The organism is Phenylobacterium sp. J367 (assembly GCF_024699985.1).
Lineage (GTDB): Bacteria > Pseudomonadota > Alphaproteobacteria > Caulobacterales > Caulobacteraceae > Phenylobacterium.
Window position 1 is genome coordinate 219,543 of the sequence record NZ_JAJONA010000001.1, and the last position, 24,931, is coordinate 244,473.

General features: G+C 70.7%; 21 protein-coding genes, 1 tRNA gene and 2 pseudogenes. 17 read left to right on the forward strand and 7 right to left on the reverse strand.

The window, feature by feature from the left end:
- The first annotated feature begins 80 nt into the window (after window positions 1-80).
- The 5 genes from LRS04_RS01335 to LRS04_RS01355 all read left to right on the forward strand — a co-directional run bounded on the left by LRS04_RS01335 (window position 81) and on the right by LRS04_RS01355 (window position 4,651).
- Entirely contained in the window at window positions 81-2,648 is a 2,568-nt protein-coding gene (locus LRS04_RS01335; protein WP_257814801.1) for a helicase-related protein, read from the forward strand.
- On the forward strand, window positions 2,645-2,938 hold the full coding sequence (locus LRS04_RS01340; RefSeq protein WP_257814802.1) for an RNA-binding S4 domain-containing protein: 294 nt from the start codon (window positions 2,645-2,647) through the stop codon (window positions 2,936-2,938). Before LRS04_RS01335 ends, LRS04_RS01340 begins: the two co-directional genes overlap by 4 nt.
- Window positions 2,939-2,963: 25 nt before the next feature.
- Complete coding sequence (locus LRS04_RS01345) at window positions 2,964-3,389, forward strand: DUF805 domain-containing protein (RefSeq protein ID WP_257814803.1); 426 nt, start codon at window positions 2,964-2,966, stop codon at window positions 3,387-3,389.
- 115 nt (window positions 3,390-3,504) lie between these two features.
- The gene (gene fdxA / locus LRS04_RS01350) at window positions 3,505-3,846 is read left to right on the forward strand and encodes a ferredoxin FdxA (protein ID WP_257814804.1); all 342 of its coding nucleotides are present in this window, start codon (window positions 3,505-3,507) and stop codon (window positions 3,844-3,846) included.
- Window positions 3,847-4,141: 295 nt separating this feature from the next.
- A complete protein-coding gene (locus tag LRS04_RS01355) occupies window positions 4,142-4,651 on the forward strand; it encodes a CarD family transcriptional regulator (RefSeq protein ID WP_257814805.1) in 510 nt (169 codons plus the stop codon).
- Between the two features lie 131 nt (window positions 4,652-4,782).
- Here LRS04_RS01355 and LRS04_RS01360 read toward each other — a convergent pair whose 3' ends face one another.
- Window positions 4,783-5,580, reverse strand: a complete 798-nt coding sequence (locus LRS04_RS01360; protein WP_257814806.1) for an alpha/beta hydrolase — start codon at window positions 5,578-5,580, stop codon at window positions 4,783-4,785.
- Window positions 5,581-5,867: 287 nt separating this feature from the next.
- On the opposite strand from LRS04_RS01360, the gene LRS04_RS26490 reads away from it, so the two are divergent.
- The 4 genes from LRS04_RS26490 (at window position 5,868) to LRS04_RS01385 (ending at window position 10,905) form a co-directional block, all read left to right on the forward strand.
- On the forward strand, window positions 5,868-7,496 hold the full coding sequence (locus LRS04_RS26490) for a hypothetical protein (protein WP_308238054.1): 1,629 nt from the start codon (window positions 5,868-5,870) through the stop codon (window positions 7,494-7,496).
- 80 nt (window positions 7,497-7,576) lie between these two features.
- The gene (locus LRS04_RS27445; RefSeq protein ID WP_374577066.1) at window positions 7,577-9,316 is read left to right on the forward strand and encodes a TonB-dependent receptor plug domain-containing protein; all 1,740 of its coding nucleotides are present in this window, start codon (window positions 7,577-7,579) and stop codon (window positions 9,314-9,316) included.
- Window positions 9,241-10,173 carry a TonB-dependent receptor domain-containing protein gene (locus LRS04_RS01380; protein ID WP_257814809.1) on the forward strand — a complete coding sequence of 311 codons (933 nt, stop codon included), beginning with the start codon at window positions 9,241-9,243 and terminating at the stop codon, window positions 10,171-10,173. The genes LRS04_RS27445 and LRS04_RS01380 overlap by 76 nt, the downstream gene beginning before the upstream one ends.
- Before the next feature lie 102 nt (window positions 10,174-10,275).
- Entirely contained in the window at window positions 10,276-10,905 is a 630-nt protein-coding gene (locus LRS04_RS01385; protein ID WP_257814810.1) for a MarR family winged helix-turn-helix transcriptional regulator, read from the forward strand.
- 109 nt (window positions 10,906-11,014) lie between these two features.
- Here LRS04_RS01385 and LRS04_RS01390 read toward each other — a convergent pair whose 3' ends face one another.
- The gene (locus LRS04_RS01390; RefSeq protein WP_257814811.1) at window positions 11,015-11,632 is read right to left on the reverse strand and encodes a TetR/AcrR family transcriptional regulator; all 618 of its coding nucleotides are present in this window, start codon (window positions 11,630-11,632) and stop codon (window positions 11,015-11,017) included.
- A gap of 162 nt (window positions 11,633-11,794) precedes the next feature.
- Between LRS04_RS01390 and LRS04_RS01395 the strand changes: the two are divergent.
- The 7 genes and pseudogenes from LRS04_RS01395 (at window position 11,795) to LRS04_RS01425 (ending at window position 18,872) form a co-directional block, all read left to right on the forward strand.
- Window positions 11,795-12,929, forward strand: a pseudogene (locus LRS04_RS01395) (efflux RND transporter periplasmic adaptor subunit).
- A 13-nt stretch (window positions 12,930-12,942) separates the two neighbouring features.
- A pseudogene (locus tag LRS04_RS01400) lies at window positions 12,943-16,102 on the forward strand (efflux RND transporter permease subunit).
- 1 nt (window position 16,103) lies between these two features.
- Entirely contained in the window at window positions 16,104-17,513 is a 1,410-nt protein-coding gene (locus tag LRS04_RS01405) for an efflux transporter outer membrane subunit (protein WP_257814812.1), read from the forward strand.
- Between the two features lie 81 nt (window positions 17,514-17,594).
- Window positions 17,595-17,912 carry a hypothetical protein gene (locus tag LRS04_RS01410; RefSeq protein ID WP_257814813.1) on the forward strand — a complete coding sequence of 106 codons (318 nt, stop codon included), beginning with the start codon at window positions 17,595-17,597 and terminating at the stop codon, window positions 17,910-17,912.
- 126 nt (window positions 17,913-18,038) lie between these two features.
- Entirely contained in the window at window positions 18,039-18,278 is a 240-nt protein-coding gene (locus LRS04_RS01415; protein ID WP_257814814.1) for a hypothetical protein, read from the forward strand.
- Between the two features lie 5 nt (window positions 18,279-18,283).
- On the forward strand, window positions 18,284-18,640 hold the full coding sequence (locus LRS04_RS01420) for a hypothetical protein (protein WP_257814815.1): 357 nt from the start codon (window positions 18,284-18,286) through the stop codon (window positions 18,638-18,640).
- Window positions 18,641-18,680: 40 nt separating this feature from the next.
- Entirely contained in the window at window positions 18,681-18,872 is a 192-nt protein-coding gene (locus LRS04_RS01425) for a hypothetical protein (RefSeq protein WP_257814816.1), read from the forward strand.
- 799 nt (window positions 18,873-19,671) lie between these two features.
- Here LRS04_RS01425 and LRS04_RS01430 read toward each other — a convergent pair.
- Window positions 19,672-21,387 (reverse strand): DUF262 domain-containing protein, encoded by a 1,716-nt coding sequence (locus LRS04_RS01430; RefSeq protein ID WP_257814817.1) that lies wholly within the window; start codon window positions 21,385-21,387, stop codon window positions 19,672-19,674.
- 387 nt (window positions 21,388-21,774) lie between these two features.
- On the opposite strand from LRS04_RS01430, the gene LRS04_RS01435 reads away from it, so the two are divergent.
- Complete coding sequence (locus LRS04_RS01435) at window positions 21,775-22,800, forward strand: IS110 family transposase (RefSeq protein ID WP_257814818.1); 1,026 nt, start codon at window positions 21,775-21,777, stop codon at window positions 22,798-22,800.
- Here LRS04_RS01435 and LRS04_RS01440 read toward each other — a convergent pair.
- The 4 genes from LRS04_RS01440 to LRS04_RS01455 form a co-directional block, all read right to left on the reverse strand.
- A complete protein-coding gene (locus LRS04_RS01440) occupies window positions 22,797-23,678 on the reverse strand; it encodes a pyridoxamine 5'-phosphate oxidase family protein (RefSeq protein ID WP_257814819.1) in 882 nt (293 codons plus the stop codon). The two genes, LRS04_RS01435 and LRS04_RS01440, sit on opposite strands and share 4 nt — an antisense overlap.
- Before the next feature lie 61 nt (window positions 23,679-23,739).
- Window positions 23,740-23,816 (reverse strand) — tRNA-Arg (locus LRS04_RS01445).
- Between the two features lie 239 nt (window positions 23,817-24,055).
- Window positions 24,056-24,457 (reverse strand): DUF1801 domain-containing protein, encoded by a 402-nt coding sequence (locus LRS04_RS01450; RefSeq protein ID WP_257814820.1) that lies wholly within the window; start codon window positions 24,455-24,457, stop codon window positions 24,056-24,058.
- Between the two features lie 10 nt (window positions 24,458-24,467).
- Entirely contained in the window at window positions 24,468-24,887 is a 420-nt protein-coding gene (locus tag LRS04_RS01455; RefSeq protein ID WP_257814821.1) for a DUF1801 domain-containing protein, read from the reverse strand.
- Between the last annotated feature and the right edge of the window lie 44 nt (window positions 24,888-24,931).

The following is a 24,931-nucleotide window of genomic DNA, read 5'->3' on the forward strand; positions in this document are numbered from 1 at the left end:
GGTTTCGAGGCTGTTCCTGCCCTGGCCTTCCTCGCCCCGCGTCTCTTGCCCGACTCTCCGCGCCACCCCACCTTCCTGTCATGAGCGACCGTCCCTCCGGCAGGGCTCCCCCGAAGCTCGTCGCGGTGCTGGGCCCCACCAACACCGGCAAGACCCACCTCGCCGTGGAACGGATGCTGGGCCATGCGTCCGGCATGATCGGCCTGCCGCTCCGGCTGCTGGCCCGCGAGGTCTACGACCGGATCGTCAAGGCCAGGGGCGCCCGGTCGGTGGCGCTGATCACCGGGGAAGAGAAGATCATCCCCGAGCGGCCGGCCTATTTCGTCTGCACGGTCGAGGCCATGCCGCTCTCCCGCGAGGTGGAGTTCCTGGCGGTCGACGAGATCCAGCTCTGCGCGGACCCCGAGCGCGGCCACATCTTCACCCACCGCCTGCTGCATGCGCGCGGGACCTGCGAGACCATGCTGCTGGGCGCCGCCACCATGGCCCCGCTGGTCCGCCGGCTGCTGCCGCATGCGGAGATCACGTCGCGCGACCGGTTCTCCTCCCTGACCTACGCCGGCCCGAAGAAGCTCACCCGCCTGCCCCGCCGCTCGGCGGTCGTGGCGTTCAGCGCCGACCAGGTCTACGCCATCGCCGAGCTGATCCGCCGCCAGCGCGGCGGCGCGGCCGTGGTCATGGGCAGCCTCAGCCCGCGCACCCGCAACGCCCAGGTCGAGCTCTATCAGTCTGGCGAGGTCGACTTCCTGGTGGCCACCGACGCCATCGGCATGGGCCTCAACATGGACGTCGACCACGTGGCCTTCGCAGGGCTCCGCAAGTTCGACGGCAAGCGCACCCGCCATCTGCACCCGCAGGAGATCGGCCAGATCGCTGGCCGCGCCGGCCGCTACATGCGCGACGGCACCTTCGGCGTCACCGGCGAGGCGGAGGATCTCGACGCCGATCTCGTCGAGGCGGTCCAGAACCACGAGTTCGAGCCGGTGCACGGCGCGGAATGGCGCAACCACCGCCTCGACATGGACAGCGTCCAGGCCCTGATGAAGTCCCTGGCGAAGCTGCCGGAGCGCGAGGGGCTGAAGCTCGCCGCCGAGGCGCTGGACGAGACGACGCTCCGCCGGCTGGCCTCCGACCCCGAGGTCGCCGACCGCGCCCGCGGTCGCGGCACGGTCATGCGCCTGTGGGACGTCTGCCAGACGCCCGACTTCCGCAAGGTGGCGGCCGACGAGCACGTGGCGCTGGTGAAGGACTTCTTCTTCCAGCTCACCGGCAAGCGCGGACGGATGTCCGACGACTGGATCGCCCGCCAGTACGCCCACCTGGACCGCACCGACGGCGAGATCGACGCCCTGGCCGCCCGGCTGGCCAGCGTCCGCACGCTCTCCTACGTCGCCAACCGGCCCGACTGGCTGGTCAATCCCGCCGAGTGGCAGGGCAAAGCCCGGCAGCTCGAGGACCGGCTGTCCGACACCCTCCACGAGAAGCTGATGGCCCGCTTCGTGGACCGCCGGACCAGCGCGCTCATGCGCGGCCTGCGCGTGCGCGAGGACATGCTAGCCGGCGTCGCCCCGGACGGCGCGGTCACGGTCGAGGGCCACTACGTCGGCAAGCTGACCGGCGTCCGCTTCGAGCCGGCGCATGGCGCCACCGTGCTGGAGGAGAAGGCGCTGCGCGCCGCCGCCACCCATGCCGTCGGCCCAGAGATCGCCCGGCGCCTCGGCCGCCTGGCCGGCGAGCCCGACGAGGCCTTCCAGCTCACGCCCGACGGCGTGCTGCTGTGGCGCGGCGAGGCGGCCGGCGCCATCGCCGGCGGCCAGCCGTTCGGCCCCCGCGTCCGCCTGTTCGGCGACCTCGGCCCCGACGCCGCCCGCCAGCGCGCCCAGCGCCGCCTGGAGGCCTTCGCCGCCGCCGAGGCCGGCCGCCGGTTGGGCGCGCTCCGCAAGCTGGAGGCCGCCGTCGCCGAGGGCCGGGTCAAGGGTCTCGCCCGCGGCATCGCCTATCGCCTCGTGGAGAACGGCGGCGTCCTCGACCGGGCGCTGGTCAAGCAGGAGGCCCGCCAGCTCAGCCAAGTGGAGCGCCGGGTGCTGCGCGGCCTGGGCGTCCGGCTCGGCGCCTTCTCGATCGTCCTCCCCGCGGTCCTGAAGCCCGACGCCCGGGCGCTGGCCCAGGCCTACGCCGCCCGCGAGACGCCGGACTGGAAGCCCGCCGACGGCGTTGTCCGCCTGCCGAACCCGGCCCCGTCGGCGCGCACCCTCTCGGCCTATGGCCTGCGCGCCGTCGGCGGCCTCGGGGTGCCGGTCGAGGCGCTCGAACAGCTCGACGAGCTCCTGCGCGAAGGCCCGAAGCTCGCCGGCGGCGCCGTCCTCTCCGACCAGGCCCGCGAGGCGCTGGGCTGGAGCGAGGCCGACGCGAGAGACATCCTGCGCGGCCTGGGCTTCGCCCCGGTGAACCGCCCGAAGGCCGGCGAGCCGGTCGCCTGGCGCCGCCGCGGCGAGCGCGGTCCGCCGCCCAAGGCCGAGCCCGACCGGCCGCACTCGCCGTTCGCGGCGCTCGCCGCCCTGAAGGCCCAGCCGGCCCCGCCGCCGTCGGCCGAGCGCCGCCCCCGCCGGCCGCGCCGCCGCAAGCCCAAGGCCGTGCGCACCGCATGAGCGACGACGCCTGCCGCATCGACGTCTGGCTGTGGCGCGCCCGGTTCTTCAAGACCCGCTCGCTCTCGGCGAAGTTCGTCGACGACGGCCGCGTCCGCCTCACCCGCCCCGGCCAGGCCGAGGTCCGGCTCGACAAGGCGTCCCGGGCCGTGAAGCCCGGCGACCACCTGGTCTTCGCCGTCGGCGGCCGGCTCATCGCCGTCGCCGTGGACGCGCTCGGGGAGCGCCGCGGCCCGCCGGCCGAGGCGCGCACGCTCTACTCGACGCTGGACGCGCCACTGAGTTCTTAATACGTTCTCTGGAGGTGGGGGAAGCATGACCGATACGCCGCAACCGGCGACCGGGGCAGGGTCTCGACGAAACTGGTTCACTGGCCGCGCCAACCGCAAGGAGTACTGGCTGTACTTTGCGGTGCTCTTCGCGGCGATCTTGGCGCTTGATCAAGTGGGTTTGGAGGTCGCCGGAGGGGGCCTTGTCGGCTGCCTCGTGGTTGTCTGGATTCCGCGCCTCCACGATCTTGGGCGTTCCGGTTGGTGGTCGCCCGCCATTCTGCTGGCGCAGCTGGCCCTGGGCCTGATCGCCTATCTGACCGTCGGCGAGACGACCGGCGGAACCGTCGCCCGCATATTGGTCACCTTCGTTCCGATCATCGTATTGGGCATCATTCCAGGTGAGTCGCAGGAGAACCGCTTCGGCCCGCCGCCGCAGCCGGGCTGGCGGCACATGTTCCGCGGCCGCTGATCCCGCTGTCAGAAATCCTCGCCCCGATGCGGGACGGGGCGGCATTGACTTTGCGCCGCCCCTCTCCGAAAACCCGCCCGCCTCATGCGTCGGGCCGGAGCCAGATTTTCTTCCGATGACCTACATCGTCATGGATCCCTGCATCAAATGTAAGTTCATGGACTGCGTGGAGGTGTGTCCGGTCGACTGCTTCTACGAAGGCGAGAACTTCCTGGCGATCAATCCGGACGAGTGCATCGACTGCGGCGTCTGCGAGCCGGAGTGCCCCGTGGACGCCATCAAGCCCGACACCGAGGACGATCCGGACGGCAAGTGGCTCCGGATCAATTCCGAGTACTCGCGCGTCTGGCCGAACATCACGGTCAAGGGCGAGCCGCCGGCCGACAAGGAACAGTTCGAGCGCGAAACCGGCAAGTTCGAGAAGTATTTCTCGGAAAAGCCCGGCCGCGGATCCTGACCGCGCCCAGCCTGGGTCTCGGCGGCGCCCGCCCAAGCCTTTCTTTCGGCTGAATTTTATGCTAACGTCATGGAAGACGTGGCGATGAGGCTTTTCGCCTGCCCGTCATCCTGAAGAACGAAAGCCGTCCCGGCGGACATCCCGGGAAAAGGCGAAGGGTGTCCTAGAGGTCTTACATTTCCGCCAGTCGAGAAGCCGCCGCCGTCCTCGCGGAGAGCGTCGTCTTGTTGCTTGGTGGACGCCCCGCGTCCAGGCGTTCCGAAGGGTCGAACGGAATTTTTCGAGAGGTTGCGCGATGAGCAAGAACGGTACGGATTTCTCGGTTGGCGATCACGTCGTCTATCCGGCCCACGGCGTGGGCCAGGTGCAGGGGATCGAAACCCAGGAAGTCGCCGGTCTGAAGCTTGAGGTCTATGTCATCACCTTCGACCACGAGAAGATGACGCTCCGCGTTCCCACCGCCAAGGCGCGCACCGCCGGCCTGCGTCCGCTGGCCGAAGGCAACACCGTCTCCCAGGCGCTGACGACCCTGAAGGGCCGCGCGCGGGTGAAGCGCACCATGTGGTCGCGCCGCGCCCAGGAGTACGAAGCCAAGATCAACTCGGGCGACCTGATCTCCATCGCCGAGGTCGTCCGCGACCTGCACCGCGCCGAGAACCAGCCCGAGCAGTCCTACTCCGAGCGCCAGCTCTACGAGAGCGCGCTGGACCGCATGGCCCGCGAGGTCGCCGCCATCGAGCGCATCGACCGCGAGGCCGCCATCGGCATCCTGAACAAGTCCCTGATCAAGGCCGTGGCCGCCTAAGGCTCCCGCCGACCCTCGGACTTCGCGAAGCGCCCGCCGGGGAGACCCGGCGGGCGTTCTGCTTTCCGGACGCGCGTCAGCTTGAAGTGGACGCCGGTTCAAGCGCCCGACGCGCGCCCACAGAAATAGCCCTACTTCAGGTTCTTCTGCCGCACGACCCAGCGCGGGTTGACGCACAGCCCGCAGTCGTCGCCGACGAACATCTTCTTCGACCGCGCGTCGTCCTTCAGTCGCCAGTTCAGCCAGGCCACCGCCACGCCCGCGAACTCGCCGCCGTTCGGCTGGCGATAGGTCCCGCCGTGCGGCACCCCGCGCTCCCAGCCGAGGAAGACCGGGAGGGTCAGCTTGTCGAAGTCGTCCTGGGCGTTGGGATGGGCTTGGTCCGACAGGTCGCCGACGAAATAGGCGATCGGCGCGTGCAGGGCCTTCAGGTCCTCCTTGGTCAGGAAGGGCTTGCCGCCGGCCATGTTGGTGCCGCCGATCGGGATGCCGCTGTTCCAGATCACCGTGGTGGTCGTGCGACGGTCGGCCGAGGCCTCCAGGGCCTGCACCCCGCCGCAGGACTGGCCCATCACCGCCACCTTCCCCGCGTCGGTCTGGGCGAGATAGGGGTTCTTCGCCGAGGTCGCCCAGTCGATGGCGTCGACGAGCTGGCCGGACTTGGTGGCCGGCGGCGGCAGGACGCGCCGGCCGTCCGGCCCGACGGTCGGGGGCCGCATGGACTTCGGCCATTCCGGATCGATCGGCCCGCTGGCGACCACCACATAGCCGTACGAGGCGATCTCGGTCAGGAAGTTCCGGAAGCTGTTGCCGGCGTTGACGCACGCGCCGTTGCCCCAGACCACCACCGGCAGCTTCCGCCCGTCCAGCTTGGAGAGGTCCGCGGGCCGATAGACCGTGTGCCCGGCCAGGCTGGGCTCCTCGCTCATCACCGCCTTGTAGGGTCCCCCCACCCAGCGGCGTCCCCGCCGGAGGGTCCGCCGGCGCGGCCGGCGGCTGGGCGTGGGCCGGCGCCGCCAGCAGGGCGGCCGCGACGAGGGCAAGTCCGAGACGTCTCATTGGCGTTCTCCCCATTCCCCACTCTCCCGCACGGGACGCCCTTGTGGAATCCCCTCGAAGGTGGTTTTCTAAATCGTACATACAACAAACAGTATGTCTTAGAAAATAGTGCGCCCGATGGACTAAAGGGCCGCGCAAACCAATTGGGGAGGTGACGATGCCGCGACTCCTGTGGCCCGCTGCGCTCGCCGCGCTGCTCGTCCTCGGCGGCGGCGCGTCGACGGTCGCCCAGCCGGCGCCCGCCGCGTCGGCCGCCCCCGCCTTCCCGCTCGAATTCATGCGCCAGGCGGCCTGGCGCCGCGCCGAGCCCGGCCCCTCGGTGCGGGCGATCCGCAGCCTGCTGGCCCAGGACCCCGCCGCCGCCGCGCTCAAGGACCGCGTCGAACCCCTGCTGCTCGAGGCCGAGGCCCTCGCCGGCCGCGGCCAGGGTCCCGAGGCCCAGCGCCGCCTCGTCGAGGCCCGCGCCATCCTCCGCGGCCAGGCCTGGACCCCGGCCCAGGCCTTCGCCTCGTCCCTCGACCTGCGTGCGGGCGCCGCCATCGTCGACACGGCCCGTCCGCTGCCGCTGCGCATCAGCCAGGCCTTCCCCCAGGCGCCCGCCCCCGGCCTGCGGCTCCGCCTCAGCCTGCAGGCGCCCGGCGAGGCGCCGGCTCCGCTGGCCGACCTTCCCGCCCCCCGCCTGCGCGGCCAGGCCCTGACCCTCCCCGTCGCCCTGGCGGGCGCGGGCGAGGGCCGCCGCACCCTGCTGGCGGAGGTCGTCGACGGCGGGACCGTGCTGGCGACCGCAACCTCCACCCTCGACCTTGTCGCCGACCTTGGCGGCCGCGAGGCCGCCGTCCGCCGCCGGCTGGCCACGGTGACCGCCGGCGAGGCCGCCCGGGCGAGCGTCCTCTATCCCTTTGAACTCGCCGGCTTCGTCCAGTCCGGCCGGCGCGAGCCGGAGCGGCTCCCGTTCGCCGCCCGCCTCGCCCGCTCGGAGGCCGTGCTCGCCGGCCTGGAGCGCGGCCAGGACATCGTCGTCCGCGGGACCGGCGACCAGGCGCGCCACTACCAATTCGCCGAGGCGGGCGAGATCATGCCCTACCGCCTCTACGTCCCCACCGACTGGGACGGCCGCGAAGCCCTGCCGATGGCCGTCGTCCTGCACGGCGGCGGCGGCGACGAGAACGAGATGTTCAATCTCGACGACGGCAAGCTCGGCAAGCTCGCCCAGCGGTACCGCTACATCGTCGTCGCGCCCTTCGGCTACCGGCCGGTCGGCGCCTACGGCAGCCCGATCCGCCTGCCCTCCGTCTATGGCAATCCCACCCGGGAAGGCCGCGACGTCGGCGGGCCCGAGCGCGCGCGGATGCTGAAGCTCAGCGAGCAGGACGTGCTGAACGTCCTGGAGCTCACCGCCCGCGAGTACGGCGCCGACCGCAGCCGCGTCTTCCTGACCGGCCACTCCATGGGCGGCGGCGGGACCTGGTACCTCGCCCATCAGCACCGGCAGCTCTGGGCCGGGGCGGCCGCCTCGGCCGGGCCCTTCTTCATCGACGGCTACGACTTCGAGCGCCTGCGCGGCCTGCCGCTGCTGATCGCCCAGGGCGATGCCGACCCGCCGTCGCTGGAGCCGGACCGCCAGCTCGCCGCCGATCTCCTGAAGCGCGGCATCGGCGTGACCTACCTCGAGACCGCCGGCGTCAACCACGGCCAGACCTTCGGGGCCAGCCTGCCGTCCATCTTCGAGTTCTTCGAGCGCCAGAAGCTCAAGGCCGATCCACGCAAACCGCTGCCCTTCCGCTGAAGCGCAGCCGCCAGACAACACGTCCGAAGCGACGAACAAGGGGGAAACCTGTGATGAAACGACACCGCGACCGCACCTGGATGGCCCGCAGCTCGGCCCTGGCCATCGCCGCCGGCCTGGCGCTGGCCGGCGTCGCCCAGGCGCAGACCGCCCCCGCCCCGGCCGACGACCAGGAGGTCGAGGAGGTCGTGGTGACCGGCACCAGCATCCGCGGCGTCGCCGTCGTCGGTCAGCCGGTCACCGGCCTGGGCGCCGAGGAGATCAAGGCCGTGGGCGCGGCGAACCTCGCCCAGGCGGCCCGCACCCTGCCCGTGGTGATGAACCTCGGCGCCGACGAGAGCCGCACCGGCGGGGCGCAGGACGCCGCCGCCAACTCCTCGCGGATTTCCGCCATCAACCTGCGGGGCCTCGGCCCGGAGGCGACGCTGCTGCTGCTGAACGGCCGCCGCATGGCCCGGCGGCGTGCTCCGCGCGCTGTCCGACCCGAGCATGATCTCGGGCGGCGCCACCGAACGGCTGGAAGTCGTGCTCGACGGCAACTCGGCGGTCTACGGCGCCGACGCGGTGGCCGGCGTGGTCAACATCATCACGCGGCGCCGGTTCGACGGGGCGGAGACCTCGGCCCGCTACGGCGCGGGCGACGGCCTCGACGAGAAATCCCTGTCCCAGACGTTCGGCAAGACCTGGTCGACGGGCGACGTCTTCATCGCCCTGGAGGCCTACGACCGCAGCAACCTCGCGCGCGCCGACCGCGAGTTCCTCACCCAGGACCTGCGGCCCTACGGCGGCACGGACCAGCGGTCCACCCAGGCCTATGTCCCGAACATCGTGGTCGGCGGCGTGCGCCTGCCCTACCCGACCTTCACCGGCGCGCCGAACCGGTACGACACCATGGACGGCGATTTCCTGCCGCGCCAGAAGCGCCTGAACGGCTTCCTCTCCGTCCGCCAGGACGTCAGCGACGACATCCAGGTCTGGTACGAGGGCTTCTTCTCCCGGCGCCGGATCATCACCGAGAACGCGCCGCTGGGCGGCAGCTTCAGCGTCCCTTCGACGAACCCGTTCTACGTCCGCGGCGTCCCGGGCGTGGCGCCCAACGCCAACCTGACCGTCGAGTACCGCCTGCCCCGCGCCGGCGCGAAGAGCGAGGGCAAGGAGGTCGGCGCCCAGAGCGCAGTCGGCGTCCAGTGGGACCTGCCGGCCGACTGGCAGGCGAACGCCTACTACGCCCGCAGCTACGACGAGGCGGTGACCGGCCTCGGCGCCGAGCAGCTCAACAACTTCGCCATCCCCATCGCGCTCCGGGATTCCAGTCCGGCGACGGCGCTGAACGTCTTCGGCGGCCCGATCAGCGACGAGGTCTATTCCCGGATCATCGGCTTCCGCCTGCAGAAGACCGACGCGTTGCAGGAGCATGTGGAGGCCAAGTTCGACGGCCCGCTCTTCGACCTGCCGGCCGGCAAGGTCCGCGGCGCCGTCGGCGTCGCCTACGAGGACGCCTCGTTCCGCTACCAGGAGTACCAGAGCGTCCTTTCGGCCACGAACACGCCGTCGACCACGAACGACCGCAAGAACCACCGCCAGATCAGCTCGGCCTACGGCGAGCTCTTCGTGCCGATCGTATCCGGCGCCAACGCCATGCCGTTCGTCCAGCGGCTCGACCTGTCGCTGGCCGCCCGCATCGACGACTATTCGGACTTCGGCCGCACCACCAACCCCAAGGCCGCGCTCGTGTGGGGAGCCGGTGGACGGCCTCTCGCTCCGCGGCACCTGGGGCACCTCGTTCCGCGCACCCTCGCTGGTGGACACCGGCAACCTGAACTTCGTGTTCGTGTCGGCGGTGCCGGACCCGGCCAACGGCAACCGGCTGATCAACCAGGTCAACATCACCGGCAGCAACCCGAACCTGAAGCCGGAAGAGGCGGAGACCTATTCCGTCGGCTTCGACTTCCAGCCCACCTTCCTGCCCGACCTCCGCGTCTCGGCCACCTACTACAAGGTCGACTACAAGGACCGCATCCTCGGCATCGCCGCCTCGCTGGCCACCGAGAACACCTATCGGCAGTTCGTGACCCGGAACCCCGACCCGGCCTTCATCCAGTCGCTGTTCAACTCGGGCTGGCTGGTCTCGACCCCGATCGATCCCGCGACGGTCGGCGTGTTTATCGACCAGCGCCGCAACAACATCGGCACGCTGACCCAGGACGGCATCGACATCGACGCCCGCTACCGGTTCGCCACCAGCTTCGGCGACGTCACCGTCGGCGTCGCCCACAGCGAGATCCTGCACATCAAGCAGGCCAGCAATCCCACGGCGGCGCCGATCGACGTGGTGGACACCTTCGGCAACCCGCTCCGCTCCCGCGGCCGGGCGAGCGTCATGTGGGCCAACGGCCCCTGGGCGGCGAACCTCTACTACAACTACGGCGGTGCCTACCGGAACACGGCGATCGTCCCCAATGTGAAGGCCGAGGCGCAGCAGACCGTGGACGTCGGCCTGATCTGGCGCAGCGACGACGGCCCGGCCTTCCTGAAGGGCGTCCGCGTCGGGCTCAATGTGCAGAACGTCTTCGACGAGAAGCCGCCGATCGTGCTGAACACCAGCAACGCCTGGGACAACACCACGGCCAACGCCATCGGCCGGTTCATGGCCATCGACATCACCAAGAGCTGGTAGCGAACACCAGTGCGGCCGGCGCTCCCGCGCCGGCCGCCACCGGTTGACGTGGGCGCCGCGATGCCCAAGGAGAGCCGATCGGCCCGCGCTGCAGAGCATCTCATGGTCCCTGCGGCGAATCCCGCCCGTCCCGCGCCGGACCTGGAACCGGTCGAGCCTGTCGATCTCGGCGGGCTCGCGGACATCGTCCAGTTCCGCTTCCGCCGGTTGCAGAACCATATCCTCCGCGACTTCGCGGACCGCGTCGGGCCGGACTTCCGGCTGGGCGCATTCAGCACGCTGGCGGTCATCCAGGCCAATCCTGGCCTCACCGCCGCCGCCCTCGCCCGCGCCATCGGCTACGACAAGACCCACGTCCTGCCCCTGTTGGCCGATCTGGAGGCCCGCGGGTGGATCGTTCGCGGCTGTTCCCGCCGCAACCGTCGCTACAATGAACAGCGCATCACCGCCGACGGCGAACGCGGACTGGACCAGCTCCGCGCCGTGGCGCTCCAGGTCGAGGCGCGCTTCAGCGCCGTCCTGACCCGCGCCGAGCGCACCCAGCTCTTCACGCTGCTCGACAGGATCTCTGCGGTCTGCCGGCCCTGGCGGGAACGCGGCCGATCAGCCGATCAGCCGATCAGGCCCATCAGCCACTGCAGGACGACCGCCACGGCGGCGAGGCCCCCGAGCGCGCAGCCGAAACAGACGGCGCTCTCGGCGATGGTTTTGCGCGCGGCCGGGGCGAGCTGATGGACAGCCATGCGATCGTCTCCTCCCGCGCCGTCCGCTCTCGGAGGGGGACGTGCGCTTCAGGCGAGCATGACTCGCGGGCGACGGCTTGGCCAGCCCCGCCGCGTCCTCAGCCCTTGGGCGTCCCGCCGGGCCTGGTCATCAGGTGGTGGAGGACCGAGCGCAGTTCGGCCGAGATCGCGGCCCGGTCGCCGCCCGGGTTGTTCACGCCCCGGCAGGGCAGGCCCTCGAACAGCATGCTGATCACCTCGCCGCGGGCGGCCCGCTCGCGGTCGTCGAGATCGGCGGGGAAGGCCTGCCGCAGCAGCGCCTGCTGCATCTTGCGCTCCTCGGCGTCGGCCGCCTGGAGGATGGCCGCGACGTCGGGGTTCCGGGCGGCCTCGGCCACCACCTCGAGCATCAGGGCCGCGCGGTCCGACGCATAGAGGTCGTCGATGGCGTTGACGCACTTGTTCAGGATGGCGTCGCGCACCGGCACGCCGCTCGACTGCAGCTCGCAGTATTTGTCGCGCATCTCGGCCATGTCGCGCGCCACGATGGCGGCGATGATCGCCTCCTTGCTGTCGAAGTAGCGATAGATCTGGCCGACGCTCATCCCGGCCTGCTGGGCGATCTCCGCCATGCTGGAGCCGTGGAAGCCCGCCCGGCGCGCACAGGCCGACGCCGCGTCGACGATCTGCTGCCGCCGCGTCTCCACGTCCGTCCGTCTGGCTCCCGGGTCGCTCATGGCCCCTCTGCTGCACTGCACAAAAAAACAATCTTAGCCGATTGACTCGGCGGAACGGCGCCCTTAATTGGGCAAACGAGAATGAACGTTCATTCTCAATAGGAACCCAGCGGGTCCCCGTCAAGGCTGCAGCGCCCCGACACCCGCCATCAGGTGCTGAATATGCGCAGTCCCGTCCTCTCCGGCGCCGCCGTGGCGCTGGCCGTCTTCCTGTCCGCATGCGGCGACAAGGCGCCGGCCGGTCCCGATCCGAACGCGCCGGCCCCCGTGGGCGTGGTGGTGGCGACGCCCGAGCCGGTGCGCCTGACCATGGAGCTCTCCGGCCGCACCTCGGCCAGCCTCGTCTCGGAGGTCCGCCCGCAGGTCAACGGGGTGATCAAGGCCCGCCTCTTCCAGGAAGGCGGCGTGGTCCGCGCCGGCCAGGCGCTCTACCAGATCGACCCCGCGCCCTACCGCGCGGCCCTCGACAGCGCCCAGGCGGCGCTGGCCCAGGCCCAGGCCACCGCCACCGCCGTGCGGCTGAAGGCCGACCGCTACCGCGAGCTCGCCGCCATCAACGCGGTGAGCAGGCAGGACAACGACGACGCCCAGGCCGCCGCCCAGGCGGCCGCCGCCAACGTCCAGGCCCAGCGCGCCGCCGTCCGGGCCGCGAAGATCAACCTCGACTACACCCGCGTCGCCGCGCCCGTGTCCGGCCGGATCGGCAAGTCGTCGGTGACGCCCGGCGCGCTGGTCACCGCCAACCAGGCCGCGCCGCTCGCCACCGTCCAGAACCTCGACACCATCTATGTGGACGTCACCCAGTCGGCGGCCGACCTCCTGAAGCTCCCGCCGCGCCATGGCCTCGGGCGCGCTCGGCGCGCCGCAGTCGGCCCGCGTGCAGCTGATCCTCGAGGACGGCTCCACCTACCCGACGCCCGGCACGCTGCAATTCTCCGACATCACCGTCGATCCCGGCACCGGCTCGGTCGGCCTGCGCGCCGTGTTCCCCAACCCCGGCGGGACCCTGCTGCCCGGCCTCTACGTCCGCGCCCGGCTAGACGAGGGCGTGGCCACGCGCGGCGTCCTCGTGCCCCAGGCCGCGGTCAGCCGCGATCCGAAGGGCGGCGCGACCGTCTACGTCGTCGATCCGAAGGGCAAGGCTGAGCTCCGCCCGATCCAGGCCGACCGCACGGTCGGCGACAAGTGGCTGGTCAGCGGCGGGCTCCGGTCCGGCGAGCGGATCATCGTCGAAGGCCTGCAGAGGGTGCGCCCGGGGGCGGCCGTCCAGCCGTCCACCATGGTCGCGGCCCGCTAGGAGCATCCCCCCCATGCTGTCGCGCTTCTTCATCGACCGGCCGATCTTCGCCTGGGTCATCGCGATCATCATCATGCTGGCCGGCGCGCTCGCGATCCGCAGCCTGCCGGTGGCCCAGTATCCCGACATCGCGCTGCCGCAGGTCGCCATCAACGCGGTCTATCCCGGCGCCTCGGCCAAGACGGTCGAGGACAGCGTCACCCAGGTCATCGAGCAGAAGATGAAGGGGCTGGACGGCCTGCTCTACATGTCATCGGCCAGCGACAGCAGCGGCGCGGCCACCGTCACCCTCACCTTCAAGGGCGGCACGGACATCGACATCGCCCAGGTGCAGGTCCAGAACAAGCTGCAGACCGCCACCGCCCTGCTGCCCCAGGAGGTCCAGCAGCAGGGCCTGAGCGTGGTGAAGTCCACCCGCAACTTCCTGCTCGTCGTCGGCCTCTACGCCACCGACGGCAAGGCCACCAACTCCGACCTCGCCGACTACCTCGCCGCCAACCTGCAGGACCCGATCAGCCGGGTGGACGGGGTCGGCGACGTCCAGCTGTTCGGCGCGCAGTACGCCATGCGCATCTGGCTCGACCCGGACAAGCTGGCCGCCCGCAGCCTGACCCCGGCCGACGTCATCACCGCCATCCGCGCCCAGAACGCCCAGGTCTCCGCCGGCCAGCTCGGCGGCACGCCGTCCGTGCCCGGCACCATGCTGAACGCCACCATCTCGGCCCAGGCGCGCCTGCAGACCCCCGAGCAGTTCCAGCAGATCATCCTGAAGGACACCGGCGACGGCGCGCACGTCTACCTGCGCGACGTGGCCCGGGTGGAGCTGGGCGCCGAGAACTACAATTCGCTCGCCAAGTTCAACGGCAAGTCCGCCGCCGGCCTGGCCATCAAGCTCGCCCCCGGCGGCAATGCGCTGGAGACCGCTGAGGCGGTCAAGGAACGGGTCGCCGAGCTCTCCGAGGCCTTCCCGCCCGGCATCGGCTACGTGATCCCGGTGGACTCCACCCCCTTCGTCGAGCAGTCGATCCACGAGGTGGTGAAGACGCTCGCCGAGGCCGTCGTGCTCGTCTTCCTCGTGATGTTCCTGTTCCTGCAGAACTGGCGCGCCACGCTGATCCCGACCATCGCCGTGCCGGTCGTCCTCCTGGGCACCTTCGGCGTGCTGGCGATCTTCGGCTACTCGATCAACACGCTCACCATGTTCGGCCTCGTGCTGGCCATCGGCCTCCTCGTCGACGACGCCATCGTGGTCGTCGAGAACGTCGAGCGCCTGATGACCGAGGAGGGCCTCTCGCCCAAGGAAGCGGCCCGCCGCTCCATGGACGAGATCACCGGCGCCCTCGTCGCCGTCGCGCTGGTGCTGTCGGCGGTGTTCATCCCCATGGCCTTCTTCGGCGGGTCGCAGGGCGTGATCTACCGGCAGTTCTCGATCACCCTGGTCTCGGCCATGGCCCTGTCGGTCGTCGTCGCCCTGGTCCTCACCCCCGCGCTCTGCGCCACGCTGCTGAAGCCCGTCGACGCCGGCCACGGCCTCGCCAAGCGCGGCTTCTTCGGCTGGTTCAACCGCAACTTCGACAACGCGTCCTCCCGCTACCAGGGCGGCGTGCGCCGCATCCTCGGCCGCGGCGGCCGCTGGATGGCGGTCTATGGCGCCATCGTCGTGGTCATGGTGCTGCTGTTCGCCCGCCTGCCCAGCGCCTTCCTGCCGCCGGAGGACCAGGGGACGATCTACACCCTCGTCCAGCTCCCGCCCGGCGCCACCGAGGAGCGCACCCAGGCGGTGCTCAAGCAGGTCGCCGACTACTACCTGACCGAGGAGGCGGACTCCCGTGAAGTCGGTGTTCACCGTCTCCGGCTTCAGCTTCGCCGGCGCCGGCCAGAACGCCGGCCTCGCCTTCGTCGCCATGAAGGACTTTGACGAGCGCAAGGCCGCCGACCGCAAGGTCGACGCCGTCGCCGGCCGCGCCATGCAGCGGTTCGGCCAGATCCGCGAGGCCCAGGTGTTCGCCGTCGTGCCCCCCGCGGTGCCCGAGCTCGGCAACGCGTCGGGCTTCGACTTCCAGCTCCAGGACGTGGGCGGCGTCGGCCACGAGGCCCTGATGAACGCCCGCAACCAGCTCCTCGACATGGCCGGCAAGGACCCGACCCTGGTCGGCGTCCGCCCCAACGGCCAGGACGACACGCCCCAGTTCGCCATCCAGGTCGACCAGGCCAAGGCCGGCGCCATGGGCCTGACCACCGCCGACATCAACGCCACGCTGTCGACGGCGCTGGGCGGGGCCTACGTCAACGACTTCATCGACCGCGGCCGGGTGAAGAAGGTCTTCGTCCAGGCCGACGCCCCCTTCCGCATGAGCCCGGAGGACCTTCAGCGCTGGTACGTCCGCAACGGCTCAGGCCAGATGGCTCCGTTCTCGTCCTTCGCCACCACCGACTGGACCGTCGGCTCGCCGAGGCTCGAGCGCTACAACGGCGTCCCCGCGGTCAACATCCAGGGCGCCCCCGCCCCGGGCCAGAGTTCCGGCCAGGCGATGGCGACCATGGAGAAGCTCGCCGCCCAGCTCCCGGCCGGGATCGGCTACGAATGGACGGGCCTGTCCCTGCAGGAACGCGAGGCGGGCGCCCAGGCGCCGGCGCTCTACGCCATCTCCATCGTCGTGGTCTTCCTGCTGCTGGCCGCCCTCTACGAGAGCTGGACCATCCCGCTCGCCGTCATCCTGGTGATCCCGCTGGGCGTGGTCGGCGCCCTGCTGGCCACCTCGCTCCGCGGCCTCTCCAACGACATCTACTTCCAGGTGGGCCTGCTCACGACCATGGGGCTGGCGGCCAAGAACGCCATCCTGATCGTCGAGTTCGCCAAGGGCCGCTTCGAACAGGGCAAGACCCTGGTGGAGGCCACCCTGGAAGCGGTCCGCATCCGGCTCCGGCCAATCATCATGACCTCGCTGGCCTTCATCTTCGGCGTTCTGCCGCTGGCCATCGCCAACGGCCCGGGCTCGGGCAGCCAGCACGCCATCGGCACCGGCGTGATCGGCGGCATGGTCTCGGCGGTCGCCCTGGCGATCTTCTTCGTGCCGCTGTTCTTCGTCCTGGTGCAGCGCCACCTGGGCCGCAAGAGCGACCCCCAGCTCGATCCCAAGACCGCGGGCCAGACCGCGCAGGAAGCCGCCTGACATGCCGTTCCGATCCCTCGCCGTCGCCCTGCTGGCGGCCACCGCGCTCACCGGCTGCGCGACGCTCGCCCCCACCTATGAGCGCCCCGCCCTGCCGGTCCCGGGCCGGTTCGCCGACCCGGCCGCCGACCCGCCGGCGGGCGACCGCTCCGGCGCCGACCTCGCCTGGCGCGAGGTCTTCCGCGACGCCCGGTTGCAGGGGGTGATCGCGCTCGCCCTCGACCAGAACCGCGACCTGCGCGTCGCCGTCGCCGACATCGAGCGCGCCCGCGCCGCCTATGGCGTCCAGCGCGCCGAGCTGCTGCCGGCCCTCGACGCCACCGCCGCCGGCGAGCGCGGCCGCACCCCCGCCGCCCTCACCCAGACCGGCCGCGCCGAAACGACCGCCCAGTACCGCGTCACCGCCGGCTTCGCGGCCTATGAGCTCGACCTCTTCGGCCGGGTCCGCAGCCTGAGCGACGCGGCCCTCCAGTCCTACCTCGCCACCGAGGAGGACGCCCGCGCCGTCGAGATCAGCCTCATCGCCGAGACCGCCAACGCCTGGCTGTCGCTGGCCGCCGACCAGGAGCTGCTGGCCATCGCCGCCGACACGCTCGCCGCCCGCGACGCCGCCCAGGGCCTCGTGCAGCAGCGCTTCGACGCCGGCGCCGCCTCCGAGCTCGACCTGCGCCAGGCCCAGACGCTCGCCGAACAGGCCCGCAGCGACGTGGCCGTGGCCCGCGCCCGGGTGGAGCAGGACCGCAACGCGCTGCGCCTCGTGGCCGGCGCCGAGGTCCCGGCCGACCTCCTGCCGCCCGCCCGCCTCGCCGACGCCGCCGCCGCGCTCGCCGACGTGCCGGCCGGCCTCGCCTCCGACGTCCTGGTCCGTCGCCCCGACGTGGCCGCCGCCGAGCGCCGGCTCCGGGCCCAGAACGCCAACATCGGCGCCGCCCGCGCCGCCTTCTTCCCGCGGATCAGCCTGACCGCCGCGGCCGGCACGCTCAGCCCGGCGCTCGGCGGCCTCTTCGCCGGCGGCTCCGAGGCCTGGAGCTTCGCCCCGGCCGTCTCCCTGCCGATCTTCGCCGGCGGGGCGAACGTCGCCAACCTCCGGGGCGCCGAGGCCTCCCGCGACGCCGCGGTCGCCCAGTACGAGAAGGCGGTCCAGACCGGCTTCCGCGAGGTCTCCGACGCGCTCGCCGTCCGCGCCACGGCGGACGAGCGCGTCGCCGCCCAGGCCCGCCTGGTCGAGGCCGCCGCCGCCGCCCAGCGCCTCACCCAGGCCCGCTACGACCAGGGGGTCGACAGCTACCTCGCCCTCCTCGACGCCCAGCGCACCCACTACGCCGCCCGCCAGACCCTGCTCCTCGCCGAACTCGCCCGCGCCGCCAACCGCGTCGAGCTCTACCGGGCGCTGGGCGGCGGTGCCGCCTGACCCCGTAGCCGTACGGGGGGGCCGCTTCGCTGCGAGGCCGCGCCCCACGCTTGCATCCTTGGGGGAGGAGGGATCTCCCCCATGGCCAGGCCCGCCCACCACAGGATCGCCCCCACGGCCGGGCGCGGCGCGCGCGGCGTCTCCGCCCTCGCGGCGTCGATCGCCGCCCTGGCCGCGGCGGTGTCGCCGGCCGGCTCCGCCGCCGCCAGGCCGCAGGGCGCGATGACCTTTCAGCACGTCAGCGGCGGCCCGTGTCCGGCGAGCGGCTGCATCCTCGCCACGGGCGTCATCGGCCCCGACGCGGTCCGCGACTTCGCGGCCTTCGCCCGGACCACCCCGGTCAGGCCGGGGGCGCTGATGCTGCTGAACTCCAGGGCGGGGACCCGGTCCAGGCCATGAAGCTCGGCCTGTCGCTGCGTCGCGCCGGCCTCTCCACCCGCGTCCAGGCCTACGACCCCCGGACGGGCGCCGCCGCGGGCGCGGGGGTTCTGCACCTCCGCCTGCGTCTATGCCTTCGTCGGCGGCGTGCAGCGGACGGTCGGCACGGGGGCCAGGCTGGGGCTCAATCAGTTCAGCCCCGCAGGCCCCCGCGGCGAGCCTGAGCTGGCCGACACCCAGAGGCTGGTCGGGCTGATCTCCACCTACGCCAGCGCCATGGGCGTGACGCCCGAGATCGCCGTCGTCGGCCTCGATACGCCGGCCCCGCGGATGCGCTGGCTCTCGACCGCCGAGCTCAGCCGATACGGCGTCCTGCGGGCGGACTGACCGTCATGCGCGCCCTCGCCTCCCACATCGCCCTCGCGGCGGCGGCGGTCTGGAGCCTGGCCGCCTCAGCCACCCCCGCCACGGGCATGAGCTTCGGCCTCGGCGCGGAGGGCGACTGCGCCGTCCGCGCCTGCGTCGTGGCGCGGGGCGAGATCGACGAACGCTCGGCCGACGAGCTCAGGGCCTTCGTGCGCCGCCACCAGATCCCGCGGGGCCCCGCGTCGTGCTGGACTCGCGGGGCGGCATCGTCAGCCAGGGCCTCGAACTGGGCGCCTATATCCGGCGGAAGGGCTTTTCCACCCACGTGGGTGCGGACGCCGCTGCGCCTCGGCGTGCGTCTATGCGTTCCTCGGCGGCCATGAGCGGACGGTCGGCGGGGGCGGCCGGATCGGCGTCCACCAGATGAGCCAGGACGTGGGGGCGCCTGCCGCGACCGCCGCCGAAGGCCAGGCCCTGCTCGCCCGGATCGCCGCCCATCTCCGCCGGATGGGCGCGACCGTGGACGTGCTCACCGTGGCCCTCAGGACGCCGCCGCAGCGCGTCCACTGGCTGAGCGCCGCCGAACTGAGCCGCTTCCGCGTCACGACCGGCTGAACACCCTCTTGGCCGACGCCCCCAGGCGGCCCGCCCGCCGACGTCCCGCCTGACGGGCGCCGGAGGCGACGCCGGGAGAGGCCGAATAGGGAGCCCCCCCCCCCTGGGAGAGGGCAGGGAGAGGGGGCTCCGCCTCCCCGCCCCCCGAGAAGAAATCCGCTCGCACCGCCCGCGCCGCCCCCAGGCGACGCGCCCCGGACGCCCGCCCCGGCGCCCCCCGAGCCCAAACCCGCCCTCAAGCCCATGGCGGCCCAACCGCCTGCGGCTCACGGCCTGTCAGGGCCCGTGCGCCCGCCCGGCCGCCCCGCGGCGGCCCCCCGGGCCGTCCTCGAAAGGCCGTGAGCCGTACGCAGCTCGAAGCCGGGCTCAGGGGGTAGGCCCGTTGCTCTGAGGGTTAGAAGGTGGGCTGACGGGCCGCGTCGCGCGAGCGTCCGCCCCGGATGAGGGGTCGGGAGCGATCCGCACGTCCGGTGCTGACTCATTAGAGACGTTCGGAAGGTCCGCTAGCCGCGACGGTGGAAGGCGCAGCTCTGTGTCCACAGGTGCCTTCAGCGCGATCCGGGAAACAAGGCGCCGGCCTCGCTAGAGCTAATACGCGCCTCGTGATGCGGTATCGACATCACCAAGCGACATCAATCGCGAGGTCAGAGGGCGTAGGAAAGCCGGCCGATCGCCTCGCGAACTTCGGCGTCCTCAACCCGACCCAGTTCGTGTTTGAAACGATGCCCGAGGCTCGGAGGTGGACAGCGACCATCGTTCCAGTCGGCGGCGAAGCCGCCGATCTCCGCCTAGGGCGAGCCTAGCTGGCGAGTTGGGGCACGCGCCAAATTGTGGTTGCCTCCCGAGCCATAGAGCGCTGCCGGCGATCGATGTCTCCCGGTGCCCATGTTAGGTTTTGCCCCACTTCACGCGCCATTTCGTAGTCGCTTTGCGCGTAGGCTGTTCGCTTCACATCGAATTCCGCATTGCCGAGCTGGCGATTAATCGGCGTTTCTAAGAGGATCATGTTGCCCAGTCGCGGAGATAGGGCCTCGACCTCCTCGTCTGTGAACTGTTGCCAGCCACCGTCAGGGTTCGAGGGGCAGATGTGCTCGATGGATAGCTGGGGACTTTCCGCGTCAGGCCGCGCACCAGTGGCGCGTGCTTCCAGCTCGCAAAGAATGTAGCGGACAATCCGATTGTTTCGGTTCTGACTTATCCCAATCGCCTTCTCGGTGAATGCACCGCGGAAGGCATCATCGCCGGGGTAGACGGCGCGAACGCCTTCGAGGATTTGCGCAAGGGTCGTATGCTCGCCCCTTGCAATGCGATCGGCCTCGGCGTGGTAGGTGCGCTCCTGTTCGCTGGCTTGGAAGTTCCCGATCACGTTGTAGCGGAAGGAGATCATAACCACTGAACGCAGCAGGGTTTCAAAGTCGCTATTGCCAAGAACCCGCCTACCCGCAAGCAGTAGTGACAGAGGCTGGCGAACGCTAAACATCCGCAGCGTTCGGGCATGATCGCGCCACGCCTGCGGCCAGCCTGAGGCGTCGGGACTGATGAGCGCAAGATACGTGTCCATGTCCTCCTCCATGCCTTGGAGTAGACCAAAGACATCGCCGCGGCTGCGAACGTGTCCACGGATCGTCTTAAAGAGGTCCGCCTGACGGACGAAGGTCCGGCGGCTGATCCAGTGGACACGGAGGAAGTCGGGAAAGCTTTCGGCACCCAGCCGCCCGACAATCCGCTCCCAGCGGTCATCCAGGGCGGATAGCTCGTGCTCGTGCTGGCCCTCGCGGTGCAGGACGGAGAAGAGGTAGTTCTTCAGCAGGTCCGTGGCCGAAAGGCGAACGCCGCGGGCGTTGAGGGTCTCGAAGACTTTATAGGCGTTCAACTCGTCGGTCACGGTAATGACCGTGAAGAAGAGCCGATCGCTCATGGTGTCGATGAGCTGAGCTACGGCGAGGCCAGGATCCGTTGCCGTCCGGAGGTACTCACGGATGCCGCGATCATACCATTCGTAGGCTTTCCGCAGCAGGTGCTCTGACGCCTTGAATCCGCGCTGCGGCAGAGTGTCTGCGAGGGTCACCAAATAGGTCTGATAGTAGCCATCGTTGTTGCGATTGAGCGTCAGCTTGGATCGAGGCACCAACGTGACGGGATCAAGGTAGCCGACGTAGCTCTGACGCAAGCCCTCTAGCCGTTGCTTGGTGGCTTCCACTTCGCGCCCCTCTGCGATCAATCGCTTCAGGTTCCGCAGGGCGGCCAGCACTATGATGCTGAGGGTCGTGAGGCGCTGTTGCCCGTCAATTACATCGAATGTTTTGTCATCCGACGTCTGCAGCACGAGGTAACCCATGTAGTGGGCGGGCTCTCCGTCGGGAGAAATGGTGCCGAGTATGTCCTGCCAGAGGTCGTCCCACTCATCCTCGCCCCAGCTGTAATCCCGCTGAAAACGTGGGACCCGGTAGGTCAGGCCGTTTCCGACGAGCTTGCGGTAGGTATCGTTGCGCGTATTGAAGTTGGTCGCGGACATGCTCGCCTTAGATAGCGATCGCAGCCAGAGGCTGCAGATTGAGATGTAGCAATACTACAGTCACGATTGCCATGGCGAGTGATCGCGATGGGCGTCGTGGTTAGATCATCGAAGAGTGCGGTCGCATGGGAGGGCGTATGTCGGTCAGCTTCGACTCGCAGTGCCAAGCGGTGAGGGGGCCAGCCTCCAATATCGCAGCACTGCGTCTGGTCCGTCGACCCTGCGAGCCGGACCGGCTGTCCTCGCATGGGCGGCTGTTTGAGAGGTTCGCCGAGGAAGGTTCGAACGTCCGCGGTCTGGCGCGGTCCTAAGCTCCGCTCCTGATGCTGTGGACGGCTCCCCGCCACCGCGGGAGCGTGAGCTTCTGCAGAGCAGGAGGAGCAAGCCATGGGCCCGGTCGTCACGGTCGGTCTGGATATCGCCAAGTCCGTCTTCCAAGTGCACGGGGTTGATGCAGGCGGCGAGGTCGTTTTCCGGCGGCAGATCAGGCGAGCGCAGTTGTTGCGGTTCTTCGTGGATCAACCGGCCTGCCTGGTGGGGATCGAGGCGTGCGCAACAGCCCATTACTGGGCGCGAGAACTGAGCCGGCTGGGCCACACCGTGCGGCTCATGCCGCCCAGCTACGTGAAGCCCTACGTGAAGCGGCAGAAGAACGACGCGGCCGACGCCGAAGCGATCTGCGAGGCCGTCACCCGGCCGACGATGCGCTTCGTCGAGGTGAAGAGCCCAGAGCAGCAGAGCGTCATGGTCCTGCACCGGGTGCGCACGATGCTGATGCGCCAGCGGATCCAGCTGTCGAACGCCATTCGTGGCCACATGGCCGAGTTCGGCTTGGTGGCGCCGATCGGGCGGGAGGGCCTGCAGAGCCTGATCAGGTTGGTCGAAGCGGGTGACCCGTCGATCCCTGAGGAGGCGAGGGCTTGTCTGGAGATGCTGGCCGCGCAGCTAAGCCTGGTGAACCAGCAACTCCTTGAGACTGACCGCCAGATCCGGGCAAGCGTCCGAGCGAGCGAGGTCGGGCGCAGGCTGATGGGCATTCCGGGCGTCGGGCCATTGCTCGCCAGCGCCCTCGTCGCCACGGTTGCTGAACCCTCGGCGTTCAAGTCTGGCCGCAACCTGGCCGCCTGGATCGGACTCGTTCCGAAGCAGAACTCCAGCGGCGGCAAGGAGCGGCTGGGCGGGATCACCAAGCAGGGAGATCGGTACCTGCGCCAACTGATGGTGGTCGGCGCGCTGGCCGTCGTCCGCTATGCCGAGCGGCATGGGACACGGCGGCCGTGGCTGGTTCAGTTGCTCGCCAGGCGGCCGACGAAGGTGGCCACCGTGGCGCTCGCCAACAAGATGGCCCGCATGGCCTGGGCGATCATGACCAGCGGCCAGGGCTACCGCGAGCCGGAACTCCGAGCGGCCTAGAAACCAGCGCCTCGGCGCACCAAGCTTGGGAAGGGCGGTGACAGACTAACGCATCCAGCCGGTCGATACCGAAGGACAGGAAAACCCAGTTGCGCCAGGGCGCCTCGAGCGCGTGCTTTTGGTCGGGACCGGTCCTCGCGGAAGGCATTATGGCCAGCGGCCACGTGAGCCGCACCAACAGGTCGAACACATGGCCGCACCGACCAGCTCAGCGGAAGTCCAGAACACCCTTGCCAATGGGGAGCCGTCCACACATGGCGCAACGGAGGCGCCCCCCGCCCCCCTACCCCCCGCCTCCGCCCCGGCAGCACATCGGCGAACGCCGCGAGCCCCTTCCACGCCGGCTCCACCGCCGCCACGCCGGCCTCAGGCACATCCCCCGACGCCCTCACTCCCTCCGCCGTCGGAATGTATCGCCCGCAGTTCGGGAAGACGTCCGTCGGCGTCACCTCGACGATCAGCTGGGCGCCGGGCGTGGACGCCAGGTCGGGGTGGTCCTCGAACACCTTCGCCAGGCCGTTCACCCGGAGGCGCCAGGGCGCGGGCCCCATGGCGATGAACAGCAGGCCCACGTGCGGGTTGGCGCCGATGTTCCCCAGGCTGCGGAACATGCCGTTGCCGTCGTAGTCGGGGAAGACGAGCCGGTCCGGCGCGGCGACCCTCGCGAACCCCGGCGGCCCGCCCTTGAAGGAGCAGTCGGGCCGGCCCTCGGCGTCCGCGGTGGCCAGGAAGAAGAAGCCTTGGGCGGCGATGAAGGCGGCGTCGGCGTCCGTGAACCGGTCGTGGCGGGTGCGCTCGCCCAGCCGGTCGGCGAGCCGGCGGCTGCCGAAGCTGTCCTGCAGCCACCGCTGGCCCGGGTGGTAGAAGCTGTCGCTCATCGGGCGAGCCTGCACCGCGGCCCGCCCGGCGTCGACCCGATCCGGCCGCCGGGGCGGCGCGTGGCGGCCCGGGAGGGACTCGAACCCCCGACCTTGGCTTTAGGAAAGCCCTGCTCTATCCGGCTGAGCTACCGGGCCACGCGGAGCGGGTGATAGCCCGAGCGTGGCGGCGTGCACAACGCCGATAAGTCCGGCCGGCGGGCGGGCCGATTCGCCGCACCTGAAAAAATTTGCCGGTTTCCGGGGGGCCGTGAGACCATGGCGGTTCGTTCGGCGTCGGTCTTTCTCTTCGTTGAATCAAAAACTTCGCCGCGTCCGGCGACCCTCGGCCACGGGGTCCAATAACCCTCGTCAATGTTCACGTGGACGGGGGTCGGCTACCGCCGCTTCGCCGTGTTCAGCGCCACGGCCGCCTGGATCAGGGCCTTCAGCGCGGCCGCGTCGATCGCCTCGCCCTCGCGGATGTCGATGGCGCGGCGGGTGTTCCCGTCCAGGCTGGCGTTGAACAGGCCCGTGGGGTCCGGCAGGGCGGCGCCCTTGGCGAAGGTGAGCTTCACCACCTGCTTGTAGACCTCGCCGGTGCAGAGGATGCCGGCGTGCTCGAAGACCGGGGTGCCGCGCCACTTCCAGGTCTCGACCACCTCCGGATCGGCCTCGTGGATCAGCTGGCGCAGGCGGGCGAAGGTCTCGCCGCGCCAGTCGTTGAGCTCGGCGATGCGGGCGTCGATCAGGTCGGCGGCCGAGGCGCCCGGCGCCGGGGTGACGCTGGTCCTCTGCATGGCGGGGTCCTCAGGGCTTGCCGGGGGTCCAGCCGGGGATCGCGGCGGCCTGGCGGATCCAGTCCGCGAGCTGCGCCTCGTCGACCGGCGGGTCCTCGAGGATGTGGACGTAGCGGGTGTTGGGGTCCTTCGAGCCGACCGGCAGCGGCGGGTCGAGCTCCACACCCCGGAAGAACGCCAGCTTCAGGTACTTCGCGAAGACGTGGACGCCCAGAAAGAAGCCCTGGCCCTCCACGCCGTAGAGCGCCGAGTTCCACTTCACCGCCTTGCAGACGTCCGGGACGGTGCGCTCGATCAGGCCGTCCAGCGACTTCGCCGCCGCGCTCTTCCAACCCGGCATGGCGGCGATATAGGCCTGGACCGGCCCGTCGCCGTCGCCCTTGGGGATCTGCGGATTGCCGCCGGAGAGCAGCTTCGGCGCGTCGGCCATGGCGGGACAGGACCTCTGGGTCGGTCGGGCACGGAATCGATAGC

Coding starts and splice junctions, on each gene's coding strand:
- LRS04_RS01435 (WP_257814818.1), top strand. CDS start 21,775: ATGGGCCCGGTCGTCACGGTCGGTCTGGATATCGCCAAGTCCGTCTTC.
- LRS04_RS01405 (WP_257814812.1), top strand. CDS start 16,104: ATGCCGTTCCGATCCCTCGCCGTCGCCCTGCTGGCGGCCACCGCGCTC.
- LRS04_RS01390 (WP_257814811.1), bottom strand. CDS start 11,632: ATGAGCGACCCGGGAGCCAGACGGACGGACGTGGAGACGCGGCGGCAG.
- LRS04_RS01345 (WP_257814803.1), top strand. CDS start 2,964: ATGACCGATACGCCGCAACCGGCGACCGGGGCAGGGTCTCGACGAAAC.
- LRS04_RS01430 (WP_257814817.1), bottom strand. CDS start 21,387: ATGTCCGCGACCAACTTCAATACGCGCAACGATACCTACCGCAAGCTC.
- LRS04_RS01335 (WP_257814801.1), top strand. CDS start 81: ATGAGCGACCGTCCCTCCGGCAGGGCTCCCCCGAAGCTCGTCGCGGTG.
- LRS04_RS26490 (WP_308238054.1), top strand. CDS start 5,868: ATGCCGCGACTCCTGTGGCCCGCTGCGCTCGCCGCGCTGCTCGTCCTC.
- LRS04_RS01455 (WP_257814821.1), bottom strand. CDS start 24,887: ATGGCCGACGCGCCGAAGCTGCTCTCCGGCGGCAATCCGCAGATCCCC.
- LRS04_RS01355 (WP_257814805.1), top strand. CDS start 4,142: ATGAGCAAGAACGGTACGGATTTCTCGGTTGGCGATCACGTCGTCTAT.
- fdxA (WP_257814804.1), top strand. CDS start 3,505: ATGACCTACATCGTCATGGATCCCTGCATCAAATGTAAGTTCATGGAC.
- LRS04_RS01450 (WP_257814820.1), bottom strand. CDS start 24,457: ATGCAGAGGACCAGCGTCACCCCGGCGCCGGGCGCCTCGGCCGCCGAC.
- LRS04_RS01340 (WP_257814802.1), top strand. CDS start 2,645: ATGAGCGACGACGCCTGCCGCATCGACGTCTGGCTGTGGCGCGCCCGG.
- LRS04_RS01410 (WP_257814813.1), top strand. CDS start 17,595: ATGGCCAGGCCCGCCCACCACAGGATCGCCCCCACGGCCGGGCGCGGC.
- LRS04_RS01440 (WP_257814819.1), bottom strand. CDS start 23,678: ATGAGCGACAGCTTCTACCACCCGGGCCAGCGGTGGCTGCAGGACAGC.
- LRS04_RS01425 (WP_257814816.1), top strand. CDS start 18,681: ATGAGCCAGGACGTGGGGGCGCCTGCCGCGACCGCCGCCGAAGGCCAG.
- LRS04_RS01360 (WP_257814806.1), bottom strand. CDS start 5,580: ATGAGCGAGGAGCCCAGCCTGGCCGGGCACACGGTCTATCGGCCCGCG.
- LRS04_RS01420 (WP_257814815.1), top strand. CDS start 18,284: ATGCGCGCCCTCGCCTCCCACATCGCCCTCGCGGCGGCGGCGGTCTGG.
- LRS04_RS27445 (WP_374577066.1), top strand. CDS start 7,577: ATGGCCCGCAGCTCGGCCCTGGCCATCGCCGCCGGCCTGGCGCTGGCC.
- LRS04_RS01385 (WP_257814810.1), top strand. CDS start 10,276: ATGGTCCCTGCGGCGAATCCCGCCCGTCCCGCGCCGGACCTGGAACCG.